Genomic DNA, 13756 nt, shown 5'->3' with positions numbered 1-13756 from the left:
ACCGGCCATGATGCCTCGCCCTAGGATGGCAGGTGTAAGAGCATGACCAACGAGAGTGGTTAATTTGGTTACACTTTTTACTAGTGGATGCCGGCCAGCAGCCCGTCACTGCGATCACAGGCTTGACGCAGCCCACCGGTCAAGGCGATGGCGCGCGGGTGATGTCCCGCTTGTCTGCCGAAATGTTGCCGCTGGTTCAACGCCTGGCGCTTACCTATGCGCCCGTTTCCGCGCGCGAAACCATCCTCACGCTGCTGTTGCTGGACAACCGGCTGGCCTCCATCCTGCAGCAGCGCGGGGAAGCGATGATCGCGCAGATCAAGCTGGCCTGGTGGCGCGATCGGCTGGGCGAGAACCCGGAGAGCTGGCCGCAGGGGGAACCCTTGCTCGCGCGGCTATCCAGCTTGCCCTTTGCGCCAGCCAGTCTCGGCCCGCTGGTCGATGGCTGGGAAGTCCTGCTGGCCGAGGAGCTTTCCCCCGCAGGACTGCACGAGTTTGCCAAGGGCCGGGTGCTGGTATGGAGTCAGCTGGCCGATGGCGCGGAGGTGTCGCGGGCAGCGGGGCAATGGGCGCTGGCCGATCTGGCGATCAATCTGGGCGAAGGGGAGGAGCGCGACCGCGTGCAGCGCATGGCTTTGGACTACCCCGGAGAGGCGCAAGCAACCACCCAACCCCTGCCGCGCAAGCTGCGTTCGCTGGCGGTGCTGCATCGCCTGACGCTGCGGGCGCTGGAGAAAGGCAGCCGCGAGGTGCTCGATGGACCGGCGGCCGGTCTCTTGGCCTTGCGGATCGGCCTCACTGGGCGCTAGATATGGCGACACGAAAGGGGTCGCAATGAACCGCATACTGCTGGGAGCAATTCTGGCGCTCGCGCTGGGCGGGCTGGGCCTGTTCTGGCTGCAGGGACGCGCGGCAGTGGAAGAGGGCGCGCCGCCGCCCGAGCCGGTCGTCGAGGAAGAGGAGGTCGATCCCGAGGAGCTGCCCTTTGCCGACATCGCCGGCCTCGAGGGTCCGGCCCCGCCCGAAAGCACGGAACTGACGCGCGAGGAGCGGCGCTTCTACCGCTATGACCGCAATCGCGACCGGCGCATCACCCGCAACGAAATGTTGTCAAGCCGCACCGATGCATTCCGCCGCCTCGATACCGATGGCAACAATCTGCTCACCTTCGAGGAATGGGCGGTCTCCACCTCGGATCGCTTTGCGGAGATGGACGGTGACGGCAATGGCTGGCTCAGCCAGTCCGAATTCGCCACCAGCGCGCCCAAGCGCAATTAGGCGGGAACGGCCTCCAGCCCCGCCAGCCATTCGCCGAAATCAGCCTTTCCGCGCGAGGTATAGGCTTCCTTGCGCGCCTTTTTCTTCACATCGCGCAGCGGCGGGAACAGGCCGAAATTGATGTTCATCGGCTGGTAGTCGCTCGCCTCGGCATCGCCGGTGATGTGGGAGAGGAGGGCGCCCATCGCGCTGGTCGCGGGCGGGCCGACCCACTTTTCCCCGGCCAGTTCCGCCGCCGCCATCATGCCGGCGAGCAGGCCCACGGCACTGCTTTCGACATAGCCTTCGCACCCGGTCACCTGCCCGGCAAAGCGGATATGCTCCGCCCCTTTCAGCCGCAGCTGCCGGTCGAGCAGCATGGGCGAATTGATGAACGTGTTGCGGTGCATGCCGCCGAGCCGCGCGAATTCGGCCTTCTCGAGGCCGGGGATCGTGCGAAACAGCTCCACCTGCGCGCCATATTTCATCTTGGTCTGGAAGCCGACCATGTTCCACAGTGTGCCAAGCTTGTTGTCCTGCCGCAGCTGGACCACGGCATGGGCCCAGCGGCCGTTCGGATGCTCCTCGGTCGCCCAATGCGGGTTGTCGAGTCCGACCGGCTTCATCGGCCCGAAGCGCAGCGTATCGACGCCGCGTTCGGCCATCACCTCGATCGGCATGCAGCCTTCGAAATAGGGGGTGTCGGCCTCCCATTCCTTGAAGTCGCCCTTTTCCGCATCGAGCAGGCCCTGGTGGAAGGCGAGATACTGCTCCTTGCTCATCGGGCAGTTGATGTAATCCTTGCCGCCCTTGTCCCAGCGCGCTGCCTTCCAGCAGATGTCCATGTCGATCGTGTCGTGATGGACGATGGGCGCGATCGCATCGAAGAAGGCGAGCCGGTCCTCGCCGGTCGCCTTGACGATGCTCTGTGCAAGCGATTGCGCAGTCAGCGGGCCGGTGGCGACGATGGTCATGCCGTCCGACGGCAGTTCCTCCACCAGCTCGCGCACCACGGTGACATTGGGATGGTCTTCCAGCGCCTTCTGCACTTCGGCGGAGAACACGTCGCGATCGACCGCCATGGCGCTGCCGGCGGGCACGCGGGCCACTTCGCCCGCGCGCATGATCAGCGAGTCGAGCCGCCGCATCTCGTGATGCAGCAGGCCGACGGCGTTTTTCTCGTCATCGTCGGAGCGGAAGGAATTGGAGCAGACGAGCTCCGCCAGCCCGTCCGTCTGGTGCGCGGGCGTCGATCCGCCACCTCCGCGCATTTCGGACAGGCGCACGCGTATCCCGCGCTGCGCCAGCTGCCAGGCGGCTTCGCTTCCCGCGAGGCCACCGCCGATAATATGTACCTGATCTGCCATCAGGCGCTCAAATAGGCAGAGGTGCGCCATCGTGCAATCCAATCACGCCTGTCCGGGGACCACCCGCCTTGTGCGGGCGATGATGGTGGGGAAAGCCGCATCCAGCCGCTCCGCCAGCAGGGCCAGCCGCTTGACCGGCACTGCGGGGAACAGGTGATGCTCAAGGTGGAAGAACATGTTGTAGCTGGCGAGATTGACCCATCTGTTCCGCTGCGTGCGAGCAACGAGCACGTGATCCTCGCAACCGTGATGGGTGATCCAGACGGCGAAGAAGGCGGTCAGGCTCTGCGCGCCCACCATCATCACGAGATGATAGGCGAGGGCGGGGCTCCACAGGGTGAAAGCGAGCGCCGGTATGACTAGGTTGACCGCGCCATCCACGAGCATGCGCCGCCGTTGCTCGCTGCCGCCGTTCACCCAGGCATGGCGATGCGTCTCCCAGGCGAAGAGCGGGCCGTAGAAGACCACCTGCAGGAAGTTCATGCGGCCCGCCTTGCCTTCGAGGTCGGTCGGCTTGCCCGCATGGCGATGGTGCTCGAGGTGGTTCCACGCGACGCTGTGATTGCTGCATAGCATCAGCATGCTGAGGCCATGGAGCACCGCATGGTGGCCCGCCTTTCCGAAGCCGAGATTGCGATGGATCGCCTCATGATTGAGGCGCAGGCCGGTGAGGAAGAACATGAAGGTGCAGGGCATGGCGGCGAGGAACCAGCCATTGGCGGCGAAGGCGATGCTGGCTGCGAACCACGGCAGCGGGTGGAGGCATTCCACGATCCCATCGGTAGGGCGCATGGCGACCAAGTCCTGCCAGCTGACCTGCCGCAGGATATGCGCCCTGCTGGGTGTCTTTTCATGGGGGAGGTTACGCATCGACTCGACTCCCTGTCCTCAATTTCTGTAAAAACAGAAATAAGGAAAATAAGTATGGAGTCAACTAGTCGTGGGTCGGGCGGGGATGGCCCTTGCCGTTGTGGCCCGATTGGTCCAACCGGGCATTGGAGGACCCGATGCCAAGACGCGCGCTAGCCGAGCAACGCCCCTATTTGCTGCTGTCCCTCACGGCGGCGCTGGCCTTCTATTACCTGCGCTGGACGGCGATGCCGGAGGCCTATCTGATCCCGGTGAAGGGCGCCGGGGTGGCGCTGCTGGCGCTCTATGCCTTCATGCGCCATTCCAGCCCCGATGCGCGGCTGCTGACATGGGCGTTGGGCGCCGCTTGCCTTGGCGACATGGCGCTGGAGTTCGACCACCGCATCGGCGGGATGCTCTTCTTCCTCTTCCATGTGCTCGCCATGGGCGTGTTCCTGCGCAACCGCAGGCCTGAGCTGAAGGGGTTGGACAGCTGGGTCGCAGGCCTGACGCTGATCCTCACCCCCGTGATCGCGTGGATGCTCCCGACGGACCGCGAGGCAGCATGGGAGGTCGGCTTCTACGCCCTCGCGCTAGGCGGCATGGCGGCGAGCGCCTGGGCGAGCAATTTCCCGCGTTACCGCGTGGGGGCAGGGGCAATGCTGTTCCTCGCCAGCGACCTGCTGATCTTCGCCGAAATGGGTCCGCTGCAGGGCCACTTCCTGCCGCAATACATGGTCTGGCCGACCTACTATCTCGGCATGTTCCTGATCACGACCGGCGTGATCCAGACGCTGCGCAAGCGCGATCCGGAATTGCGGGTGGTGAAGTAGGGGAGGGAGGGGGAGCTTACTCCTCCCCCTCATCCAGATTGCTGTCGCGATCGATCGTGGTCTTCGGCTCGGTCTCGTCCGCGCCGCTTCGGCCTTCCATCATTTCCTCGACCACGGCCTCTTCGCCCTCATCCTCGGGCGCTTCGCTTTCGTCGATGCGCACCGCTGAGACGACGTGTTCGTCCTTGCCGACATCGAACAGGCGCACGCCCGACGTATTGCGGCCGAGGATGCGCAGGGAATCGAGGCTGATGCGGATAAGCTTGGCCTTGTCGGTCACCAGCATCAGCTGGTCGCCGCGCGTGGCGGTGAAGCTGGCGACGACGGGGCCGTTGCGGGAGATGTTGTCGATATTGACCACGCCCTGTCCGCCGCGCCCGGTCTGGCGGTATTCATAGGCGCTGGACATCTTGCCATAGCCATTGGCGCAGACGGTGAGGATGAATTGCTCATCCGCCGCCATCTGCTCCTGCAGCTCGCTGAGAAGCGGGGCGTCTTCATTGCCCTTCCAAGGGGCGATGCGCAGGTAATCCTCGCGGTCTTCCACCGAGGGCAAATTGCCCTTGAGGATCGAGAGCGAGATCACCTTGTCCCCGTCTTTCAACGTCATACCGCGCACACCTGTGGAGGTGCGTGAAGTAAATTCGCGCAGGTCTTCAGAGGAGAAGCGGATCGCCTTGCCGTTGCGGCTCGCCAGCAGCACGTCGTCGGTCGGGTCGAGCAGGGCGACGCCGATCAGCTTGTCGTCACTGCCTTCATCGAAGCGCATGGCCAGCTTGCCGTTGGACGGGATGTTGGTGAAAGCATCCATCGCGTTCTTGCGGATGCTGCCGCTGGCAGTGGCGAACACCACATTGAGCGCGCCCCAGCTTTCCTCGTCCTCCGGCAAGGGCAGCACCTGCGCGATCGTCTCGTCCTTGTCGAGCGCCGGCAGCAGGTTGATGATCGGCCGCCCGCGCGTGTTCGGCCCGCCTTCGGGCAGCTTCCACACTTTGAGGCGATAGACCTTGCCCGCGGTGGAGAAGAACAGCACCGGATTGTGGGTGCTGGTCACGAACATGTTGGAGATCGCGTCCTCGTCCTTCGTGGACATGCCCGCGCGGCCCTTGCCGCCGCGATGCTGTGCCCTGAAAGTGGAGAGCGGGGTGCGCTTGATATAGCCATCGAGCGTCACGGTGACGACCATGTCGTCCCGCTCGATCAGATCCTCGTCCTCCAGCCCGTCATAGGCGGGCGCGATTTCGGAGACGCGCGGCGTGGCGTAGAGTTCCTTGATCTCCACCAGCTCGGCCCGCATCACGGCATAGAGCTTCGCGCGGTCGCCGAGGATGGAGAGATATTCCTCGATCTGCAGCGAGAGCTCTTTCAGCTCGTCGCCGATCTCGTCACGGCCCAGCGCGGTCAGGCGGTGCAGGCGCAGGTCGAGGATCGCCTTTACCTGCCGTTCGGACAGCTTGTAGGTGCCGCTGGTCTCGTCCGCCGAGGGCTCGATCGCTTCGACCAGGCGAATATATTGCGCTATGTCGCCGATCGGCCATTCGCGGGCCATCAGCTTGGCGCGTGCCTCCGCCGGATTGGGCGAGGAGCGGATCATCGCCACCACCTCGTCCAGGTTGGAGACGGCAACCACCAGGCCGAGCAGGATATGGGCCCGGTCGCGCGCCTTGTTCAGCTCGAACTTGGTGCGTCGCGTGATGACCTGCTCGCGGAACTGGATGAAGGCCTGGATGATGTCGCGCAGCGTCATCGTCTCGGGCCGCCCGCCGCGGATCGCCAGCATGTTGGCGGGGAAGCTCGCCTGTGCGGGCGTGTAGCGCCAGATCTGGTTGAGCACGACATCGGCGGAGGCATCGCGCTTCAGGTCCACTACCACGCGGACGCCTTCGCGACTGGATTCGTCGCGAATATCGGCAACCCCCTCGATCCGCTTTTCCTTGGCGGCATCGGCGATCTTCTCGACCAGGCCGGATTTGCCGACCTGGAAGGGGATCGAGGTGAAAACGATGCTCTCGCGGTCGCCGCGTGTCTTTTCGATCTCGTGCCGGCAGCGCATCAGGATCGATCCGCGTCCGGTGGTGTATGCCGCGCGCGCGCCGCTCTGGCCCAGGATCAGCGGGGCGGTGGGGAAATCGGGGCCGGGAATGATCTCGAACAGCTGTTCGGAGGTGATGCCCGGATCCTCGATATAGGCAAGGCAGCCGTCGATCACTTCGCCAAGGTTGTGCGGCGGGATGTTGGTCGCCATGCCCACCGCAATGCCGCCCGCGCCGTTGACCAGCAGGTTGGGGAAGCGGGCAGGGAGGACGGAAGGTTCGGAGCGCGAACCGTCATAGTTATCGACGAAATCGACCGTATCCTTGTCGAGATCGTCCAGCAGCGTCGTCGCCACCTTGGCCAGCCGCGCTTCGGTATAGCGCATGCTGGCGGGCGGATCGGGGTCCATGCTGCCGAAATTGCCCTGACCGTCGATCAGCGGAACGCGCAGCGACCAGTCCTGCGTCATGCGCGCCAGCGCATCGTAGATCGCGCTGTCGCCATGCGGGTGATAGTTACCCATCACGTCGCCGACGATCTTGGCGCTCTTGCGATAGGGCCGGTTGTAGACGAAGCCGCCTTCCTGGCTGGCGAACAGGATGCGCCGGTGGACCGGCTTCAATCCGTCGCGCACATCGGGCAGGGCGCGGCTCACGATCACGCTCATCGCGTAATCGAGATAGCTCGTCTTCATCTCATCGACGATGTCGATGCGATCGAATTCACCCGGACCTTCGGGCGGAAGCGTATTCTCGTTGTCTTCGCTCACCTGCGAATGTCGCCTGCTGTTGTTATGACCTGTTTTCGACCGTTTGGACCCTAGGCGAAGGGGGGCAGGGAGGCCAGCGCAGCGCTGCTGCATCCGGCTTCGCAGGCGGCTTTATCCACATCTGGGAGGGATTCGGCGCTGGCAGCCTGAACAACAGCCATCCAGCCATGTTCAAACGCTATTCAGCCCGCTTCGCCTACTACCGGTTTGCAATCTCGCCCATCCTATTGCATGGCGCGAGCCAAGACAGATCAGGCGCCCGCAGAGGCGCATTCACCTCTTGCTATTGGAGAGAATTTACATGGTTCGCATGTTCCGTTCCACTCGCGGCAATTCGACCAAGGGTTTCATTTCCGCCTGTGCCATGGCCATCGCGCTTGCCGGCGGTGCAGCCGTCGCCACCGGCGCGGCGCCCGCTACCGTGCAGGCGCAGGACTATTCCGACGCTTTCATCGATGCCTACCAGCCGGTCGCCGACGTGGTGAATGCCGAAGGCGGCGACGTCGCTTCGGTCGTGCCGCAGCTCGATACCATCGTCAGCCTCGCGCAGAATGCGGATGAGAAGTATGCCGCGGGCAACCTGATCCTGATCGCCGGCAACAAGACCGGTGAGCAGCCGATGCAGCGCCGCGGACTGGAAATCATGCTGGAAAGCGGCAAGGTCCCGGTGGAAAACGTCGCGCAGTTCCAGTGGTTCGTCGGCAATATCGCCTTCAATGAAGGCGACTACATGGCCTCGCGCGCAGCGCTGAGCGCCGCTGTTGCTTCGGGCTGGAACCAGGACGATCCCGTCGGCCTGATTGCCGAAACCTATTGGCAGAGCGATGACGCGGTTGGCGGCCTCGCCTACCTGCAGGAACAGATTCCCGGGGTCCTTGCTGCCGGTGGCCAGGTCGACTCGAACTGGATCCTGCGCGGCCTGGTGACGGCCTATGACGCCGAGAATTTCGATGCCTCGGTCGATGCGACTGCCATGCTGGTGAAGGCCAATCCGGTGCAGCAGAGCTGGCTCAACGGCCTGCAGGTGGTCAATGCGCTGGGTGAGTTCGAAGGCGACGTGCGGATCGACCTGCTACGCCTGATGCGCCTGACGGACACGATGACGCAGTCGCAGGAGTTCATCCGCTATATCGCTGCGGCCGACCCGCGCGTCTATTCGAACGAGATTTCGGGCGTGCTGGCGCGCGGCCTTGCGGACGGTCATTTCGAGACCGACGATCCCTATTACCAGGAAGTGAAGTCCACGGTTGACCGCGCCATGGCCGGTGACCGTGCTGAAGCCCCTTCGCTGGTGTCCGAGGCCGAAGCCGACGCCAATGGCGAAAGCGCGATGATCGCGGGCAATGTGCTGATGACGCTGGAAGACTGGTCCGGGGCCGAGGCGATGTTTGCCATGGCTGCGGAAAAAGGCGGCGTCGATACCAACCTCGCCACGCTGCGCACCGGCATGATGCAGGTGCACCAGGGCAAGGTCGCCGAAGCGCAACAGACGCTGGCCGGCGTGACCGGTGAGCGCGCGGCGATCGCCCGCCTGTGGTCGACCTATGCCGAGGTCAATGGCGGCTAAGCCGCTCGCGGCCTGGTGCCGAGACAAGAACGGCGCGGAGGGCATATCGCCTTCCGCGCCGTTTCTTTTTGTCCGAAGGTGTTGGCTCAGACGTTGAACTTGAACAGCATCACGTCGCCATCCTGGACGACATATTCCTTGCCTTCCTGGCGCAGCTTGCCGGCTTCCTTGGCCCCCGCTTCACCGCCGCAGGCGATGTAGTCGTCAAAGGCGATGGTTTCGGCGCGGATGAAGCCCTTTTCGAAATCGGTATGGATCTCGCCCGCCGCCTGCGGGGCCTTGGCGCCAGCGGGGAAGGTCCACGCGCGCGCTTCCTTGGGGCCAGCGGTGAAGAAGGTCTTGAGGCCGAGCAGGTCGTAACCGGCGCGGATTACGCGGGCGAGGCCGGTTTCCTCCAGCCCCAGCTCGGCGAGGTATTCCTTGCGCTCGTCCATATCCATGCCGACCAGTTCGGATTCGATGGCGGCTGAGACGACCACGGCCTGCGCGCCCTCTGCCTCTGCCTTGGCGAAGACCTTGGCGGACAGGTCGTTGCCGTTCGCCGCGTCTTCCTCGGCCACGTTGCAGACATAGAGCACGGGCTTGGCGGTCAGCAGCTGGGCCTGCTCGAACAGGCGCTCTTCCTCGTCATCCTTGGGCTCGACAAGGCGGGCGGGCTTGCCGTCCTTCAGCAGCTCCAGCGCCTGTCCCAGCACGCTGGCGAGGGCCTTGGCTTCCTTGTCGCCGCTGGTGGCGCGGCGCTTGGCGTTCTCGACGCGCTTTTCGAGGCTTTCGAGGTCGGACAGCATCAGCTCGGTCTCCACCACCTCGGCATCGGCGAGGGGATCGACCTTGTTGGCGACATGCTGGATGTCGTCATCCTCGAAACAGCGCAGGACGTGGACGATCGCATCCACCTCGCGAATATTGCCGAGGAACTGGTTGCCGAGGCCTTCGCCCGCGCTCGCGCCTTTCACCAGGCCGGCGATATCGACGAAGGAGAGCTGGGTGTGGATGATCTTGGCGCTGCCGGCGATCTTGGCGATCTTGTCCAGACGCGGATCGGGAACGGCGACCTGGCCGACATTGGGCTCGATCGTGCAGAATGGGTAGTTCGCGGCCTGCGCGGCCTGCGTCTCGGTCAGAGCGTTGAAGAGGGTCGACTTGCCGACATTGGGCAGGCCCACGATCCCGCAGCGGAATCCCATTTTATGTGTCCTTCAGAACCGGAAAGACCCGCGCTTTAGGGACCCGGAGGGGCGCTGGCAATGGGGCGTGCTGCACGCCCATAAACGCAAACAGGCGGATGCCCGGGGGCACCCGCCTGCGGAGATAGCGGCCGTGAGGCCACTATCGTGTCTTGCTTAGGCCTGGCGACGGCGGCGGCGGGCGAAGGCGATGCCCGCGAGGCCGAGGCCGAACATGCCGAGCATGCCCGGTTCGGGAACCTTGGTGCCGCCGCTGCTGGTAGTCGTGGTGGTGTGACCGCCCGAGCTGGTGCTGCTGGAGTGGCCGCAGCCCGGATAGTGGCTGTGACCGCCCGAGGATCCGTTCCAGTTGCCGCCACTCGTGCTGTAGCCGCCCGAGGAACCACCCCAGTAAAAAGTGGCCGAGGCCGGCGCGGCCGCGAAAGCTGCCGTGGCGAGGCCCACAGCGATGATCGTCTTCTTCAACATGGCAAAAACCCCCAAAGTACAAATACCAATGGTTACTGACTGTCGGGTTTTCGATAAGCAAACGGCGTGCCAATCGCAGTTTTCTGCGGGTTACAAAGGTTAATGCAAGATCTTAACAAAGTGCTTTGTCAAGAATCCCGACGATATTGGGGGCTTGTGGCTCAGTCCTGCAGGCGCAGGGCCACGTCGGACATGAAGCGCGCATCGTCTCCCTTGGCCAGCCATTCGGCCTCGGCGCCGATCGCGCCCAGCATGGCGACCAGGTCGTCCGTCTCCGCCTTGGCGTAATTGCCCAGGACATGCCCGTGCACCCGGTCCTTGTGGCCGGGATGGCCGATGCCGATGCGCACGCGGCGGAAATCGGGGCCGAGGTGCTGGTCGATGCTGCGCAGGCCATTATGTCCGGCATGACCGCCGCCGCGTTTCACCTTCACCTTGAACGGGGCGAGGTCGAGCTCGTCATGGAAGACGGTGAGCGCATCGGTATCGAGCTTGTAGAAGCGCAGCGCCTCTCCCACCGAACGGCCGCTCTCGTTCATGAAGGTGGCGGGCTTGAGCAGCACCACCTTCTCATTGCCGATACGGCCTTCCTGCACCCATCCCTGGAACTTCTTCTGGATAGGGCCGAATCCGTGCATCTCGGCAATCACGTCGAGAACCATGAAGCCGACATTGTGCCGCTGCATCGCATAGCGCGGACCGGGATTTCCAAGGCCTGCCCAGATTTGCATTGTTCGTCCTGCTGCGGGTGGGTGGAAGGCCGGGCGCTAGCAGCGCGGCGGCAAAAAAAGAAGGGGCCGGCATTGCTGCCGGCCCCCGCTTGTTCGGGTATCGAAGGGGCAGGGCGTGCCTGCCGGGCAGCTTATTCGCCGCCTTCTCCCTCACCGCCCTCATCGCCGGACTGTGCGGTAGCCTCGACCTCGTCAGCTGCCACTTCCTCGCCTTCCGCGGCTTCGGATTCGGCACGCTTGAGCGCGGACGGAGCCACAACGGTGGCGATGGTGAAGTCGCGATCGGTGATCGCGCTCTCGCTGCCTGCGGGCAGGGAGACGGCGGAGATGTGGATCGAATCGCCCACTTCCAGGCCGGTGACGTCGATGGCGATCTCGCTCGGGATCTTGTCCGCTTCGCAGACCAGCTCCAGCTCGTGACGCACGACGTTGAGCACGCCGCCCTTCTTGAGACCGGGGCTTTCTTCCTCGTTCACGAAGATGACCGGGATGGCCACTTCGATCTTCGCGTCCTTGGACAGGCGCAGGAAGTCCACATGCAGCGGACGATCGGAAACCGGGTGGAAAGCCACATCCTTGGGCAGGGTGCGGGTCTGCTTGCCGTCGATCTCGATCATCACGATGGAGTTCATGAAGTGGCCGCTGCCAAGCTGGCGCACCAGTTCCTTCTGCTCCACATGGATGGGGGTGGGTTCTTCCTTGCCGCCATAGATCACGGCGGGGACGCGGCCTTCGCGACGCAGTGCACGGGAGGCTCCCTTGCCAGCCCGTTCGCGCGTCTCGGCCGGCAGGGTCAGAGCGTCGCTCATGTCACTAGCCTTTCGAATTGCTGTTAAGTCAGGTTCGCCCGCCACGCCTCCAGGGATGACCATAACGGGGGAGGCGCGCCTTTAGCAGGAATGCGCCGCAATGCAACTACTGGATGCGGCGCACATTGTAGCCGGCATCGGCGAGGAGGGCGGGGAGGCCGCTCTCACCCAGCATATGCGCCGCGCCGACGGCGACGAAGGGCGCTTCGCCCGCCTCCAGCCTTTGGGCGATGGCGGCGGCCCAGGCGTGGTTGCGATCATCGAGCAGCACCTTGCGCAACTCGGGGTCGCCCAGCATGCCTGCTCTGCCCAGTTGCTCCAGCCGCGCAAGGTCTCCGGTGAGCCAGGCTTCGAGCCCGTTGACGGGATCGCCTTCGCGAGCCTCGCGCGCCACGGCGAGTAACAGGTCAGCCTGTTCGGCGGCGGGCAGCTCGTCGAATATCGCATATTGCGACGCAAAGCTCTCAAGCCCCACCAGCGGCTTGCCCCGGCCCATCAGAGCGAGATCGACGCCATTGGCGGGATCGCCCGAGCGCAGGGCGGAAGAGAGCGTGAGCGCCACTGCCCAACTTTCGGTGCGGTCGAAGCTCGCCGGTTCAAGCCCGGCATCGTCAAGCGCCTCGGCAAGCGCCGCACGATCCCCGGCAGGGACGCGCTCTAGCAGCGGCGGCAGCGCGTCCGAATAAGCGCGTGCGTTGAATTCCGCCGCGGCGCGACCGCTATCGCCCAGTCCGGCAATCTCGACCACCAGCAGCCGCGCTTCGGCAAAGGCAGGCTCCACCGCCTCGCTCTGCCATTCGACGCCATCGGGCAGGGCATGGACGGTCCCGAACAGCCACGCCTTGTTGCCCGTGGAGGGCTGTTCGACTTCCCACAAAGCAGGCCCAGGCTCTGGCCAGTCATGGTCCGCCAAAGGATCGGGCGCGCTGCAGCCTGCCAGCCACAGCGCGCCCAAAAAGGTTATGATGAAATTGCGGATCACTCGGTAATGCGCGTCACCGCGTGGCCGCGCTGTTCCAGCTGGTCCTGCACGCTGCCTTCACCGGCGAGGTGGCCTGCGCCCACGGCGATGAAGACCGTGCCCGGTTCATCCATGCGCTGTTCGATCCATTCCACCCAATTGCTGTTCCGGTCGATCAGCAGGCGGTTGTAGAGATAGCTATCGTCCATCTCGCTGTTCATCATCTCGGCCAGCGTATCGGCATCGCCTTCCAGCCATTCGGCGACCATGGAATCGATCATCGGCACCAGTTCGTCGGCACTTTCGACGGTGCTGTCGAGATAGGTGAGCTGATATTCGAGGTCCATGTCGTCGAACAGCGCGATCTGCTGGTCGATCGATTCCAGCGCATCGCGCGTCTTGTCGCCAGCACGCGCTTCCAGGGCCATTTCGACGCCGGATGTCGGGTCATAGCCCGCCTGCAACAGGGGCAGCACGCCCAGGTTGAGCGCGGCGAACCACGGTTCGAACGGATCGAAGGCGGCAGAGGGCAGGCCGAGCGTGGTCATCAGTGCATCATATTCGGCGCGGTTTTCCTCGCTCATCAGGCTGCGCAGTGCGCTACCATCGGTAAACATCGCTTTTTCTGCCAGGATCGTCGCCATGCCTGCCTGGTCGGTCAGGTCGACTTCGGTCACCAGCGTGTCCGATGCGGTGAAGGCGCGTTCGATCCGTGCGTCATACCAGTCGACGTTTGCGGGCAGGACGTGGACGGTGCCGAAGAGGTAGACGGTCGTGTCCTCGTCAGAGAGCTGCCACAGCGCGGGGCCGGTGGGAGCCGCTGCCGCAGTAGTCTCGGCACCGGCGGTGCTGGCGCAACCAGCCAGGGCAAGGCCGATGGCGGTCACGGAAGCGGTCAGTTTCGTCTTGATGTTCATTTAGGGG

Annotated in this window: 13 protein-coding genes; 4 read left to right on the top strand and 9 right to left on the bottom strand. The window is 64.2% G+C overall.

Features of this window, described 5'->3' with window-relative positions; translation table 11 throughout:
* The first annotated feature begins 161 nt into the window (after positions 1-161).
* Both E5222_RS07445 and E5222_RS07440 read left to right on the top strand, forming a co-directional pair.
* A complete protein-coding gene (locus E5222_RS07445) occupies positions 162-809 on the top strand; it encodes a hypothetical protein (protein ID WP_136693144.1) in 648 nt (215 codons plus the stop codon).
* Positions 810-834: 25 nt separating this feature from the next.
* Positions 835-1278, top strand: coding sequence for an EF-hand domain-containing protein (locus E5222_RS07440; RefSeq protein WP_136693143.1), 444 nt, complete (start codon positions 835-837; stop codon positions 1276-1278).
* On the opposite strand, the gene trmFO is transcribed toward E5222_RS07440, so the two are convergent.
* Both trmFO and E5222_RS07430 read right to left on the bottom strand, forming a co-directional pair.
* Positions 1275-2624 carry a methylenetetrahydrofolate--tRNA-(uracil(54)-C(5))-methyltransferase (FADH(2)-oxidizing) TrmFO gene (gene trmFO / locus E5222_RS07435; protein WP_136693142.1) on the bottom strand — a complete coding sequence of 450 codons (1350 nt, stop codon included), beginning with the start codon at positions 2622-2624 and terminating at the stop codon, positions 1275-1277. The genes E5222_RS07440 and trmFO overlap by 4 nt on opposite strands.
* Before the next feature lie 42 nt (positions 2625-2666).
* On the bottom strand, positions 2667-3494 hold the full coding sequence (locus tag E5222_RS07430) for a fatty acid desaturase family protein (protein WP_136693141.1): 828 nt from the start codon (positions 3492-3494) through the stop codon (positions 2667-2669).
* Positions 3495-3667: 173 nt separating this feature from the next.
* Between E5222_RS07430 and E5222_RS07425 the strand changes: the two genes are divergently transcribed.
* On the top strand, positions 3668-4306 hold the full coding sequence (locus E5222_RS07425; protein ID WP_246021602.1) for a lysoplasmalogenase family protein: 639 nt from the start codon (positions 3668-3670) through the stop codon (positions 4304-4306).
* Positions 4307-4322: 16 nt separating this feature from the next.
* Here the strand turns inward: E5222_RS07425 and gyrA are convergent, their stop codons facing one another.
* The gene (gene gyrA / locus E5222_RS07420) at positions 4323-7034 is read right to left on the bottom strand and encodes a DNA gyrase subunit A (protein ID WP_246021702.1); all 2712 of its coding nucleotides are present in this window, start codon (positions 7032-7034) and stop codon (positions 4323-4325) included.
* A gap of 385 nt (positions 7035-7419) precedes the next feature.
* On the opposite strand from gyrA, the gene E5222_RS07415 reads away from it, so the two are divergent.
* Positions 7420-8676: a hypothetical protein gene (locus E5222_RS07415; protein ID WP_136693138.1), complete on the top strand. Its 1257-nt coding sequence runs from the start codon at positions 7420-7422 to the stop codon at positions 8674-8676.
* 86 nt (positions 8677-8762) lie between these two features.
* On the opposite strand, the gene ychF is transcribed toward E5222_RS07415, so the two are convergent.
* The 6 genes from ychF to E5222_RS07385 all read right to left on the bottom strand — a co-directional run bounded on the left by ychF (position 8763) and on the right by E5222_RS07385 (position 13749).
* A complete protein-coding gene (gene ychF, locus E5222_RS07410; RefSeq protein WP_136693137.1) occupies positions 8763-9863 on the bottom strand; it encodes a redox-regulated ATPase YchF in 1101 nt (366 codons plus the stop codon).
* A gap of 156 nt (positions 9864-10019) precedes the next feature.
* Positions 10020-10331, bottom strand: a complete 312-nt coding sequence (locus E5222_RS07405; RefSeq protein ID WP_136693136.1) for a PEP-CTERM sorting domain-containing protein — start codon at positions 10329-10331, stop codon at positions 10020-10022.
* Positions 10332-10492: 161 nt separating this feature from the next.
* Positions 10493-11062 (bottom strand): aminoacyl-tRNA hydrolase, encoded by a 570-nt coding sequence (gene pth, locus E5222_RS07400; RefSeq protein ID WP_136693135.1) that lies wholly within the window; start codon positions 11060-11062, stop codon positions 10493-10495.
* Positions 11063-11193: 131 nt separating this feature from the next.
* On the bottom strand, positions 11194-11871 hold the full coding sequence (locus E5222_RS07395) for a 50S ribosomal protein L25/general stress protein Ctc (RefSeq protein ID WP_136693134.1): 678 nt from the start codon (positions 11869-11871) through the stop codon (positions 11194-11196).
* 106 nt (positions 11872-11977) lie between these two features.
* On the bottom strand, positions 11978-12853 hold the full coding sequence (locus E5222_RS07390) for a TraB/GumN family protein (protein ID WP_136693133.1): 876 nt from the start codon (positions 12851-12853) through the stop codon (positions 11978-11980).
* Positions 12850-13749, bottom strand: coding sequence for a TraB/GumN family protein (locus tag E5222_RS07385; protein ID WP_136693132.1), 900 nt, complete (start codon positions 13747-13749; stop codon positions 12850-12852). Before E5222_RS07385 ends, E5222_RS07390 begins: the two co-directional genes overlap by 4 nt.
* Positions 13750-13756: the final 7 nt, after the last annotated feature.

The sequence above is a fragment of the Alteraurantiacibacter aquimixticola genome, assembly GCF_004965515.1.
Taxonomy (GTDB): Bacteria; Pseudomonadota; Alphaproteobacteria; order Sphingomonadales; family Sphingomonadaceae; genus Alteraurantiacibacter; species Alteraurantiacibacter aquimixticola.
This window is presented reverse-complemented; position numbering and strand designations above follow the sequence as displayed.

What these genes read in the sequence shown, in the direction of transcription:
- E5222_RS07440 (WP_136693143.1), top strand. Translation starts at nt 835, where the DNA reads ATGAACCGCATACTGCTGGGAGCAATTCTGGCGCTCGCGCTGGGCGGG.
- gyrA (WP_246021702.1), bottom strand. Translation starts at nt 7,034, where the DNA reads ATGAAGACGAGCTATCTCGATTACGCGATGAGCGTGATCGTGAGCCGC.
- E5222_RS07415 (WP_136693138.1), top strand. Translation starts at nt 7,420, where the DNA reads ATGTTCCGTTCCACTCGCGGCAATTCGACCAAGGGTTTCATTTCCGCC.
- ychF (WP_136693137.1), bottom strand. Translation starts at nt 9,863, where the DNA reads ATGGGATTCCGCTGCGGGATCGTGGGCCTGCCCAATGTCGGCAAGTCG.
- E5222_RS07405 (WP_136693136.1), bottom strand. Translation starts at nt 10,331, where the DNA reads ATGTTGAAGAAGACGATCATCGCTGTGGGCCTCGCCACGGCAGCTTTC.
- E5222_RS07385 (WP_136693132.1), bottom strand. Translation starts at nt 13,749, where the DNA reads ATGAACATCAAGACGAAACTGACCGCTTCCGTGACCGCCATCGGCCTT.
- E5222_RS07445 (WP_136693144.1), top strand. Translation starts at nt 162, where the DNA reads ATGTCCCGCTTGTCTGCCGAAATGTTGCCGCTGGTTCAACGCCTGGCG.
- trmFO (WP_136693142.1), bottom strand. Translation starts at nt 2,624, where the DNA reads ATGGCAGATCAGGTACATATTATCGGCGGTGGCCTCGCGGGAAGCGAA.
- E5222_RS07430 (WP_136693141.1), bottom strand. Translation starts at nt 3,494, where the DNA reads ATGCGTAACCTCCCCCATGAAAAGACACCCAGCAGGGCGCATATCCTG.
- E5222_RS07395 (WP_136693134.1), bottom strand. Translation starts at nt 11,871, where the DNA reads ATGAGCGACGCTCTGACCCTGCCGGCCGAGACGCGCGAACGGGCTGGC.
- pth (WP_136693135.1), bottom strand. Translation starts at nt 11,062, where the DNA reads ATGCAAATCTGGGCAGGCCTTGGAAATCCCGGTCCGCGCTATGCGATG.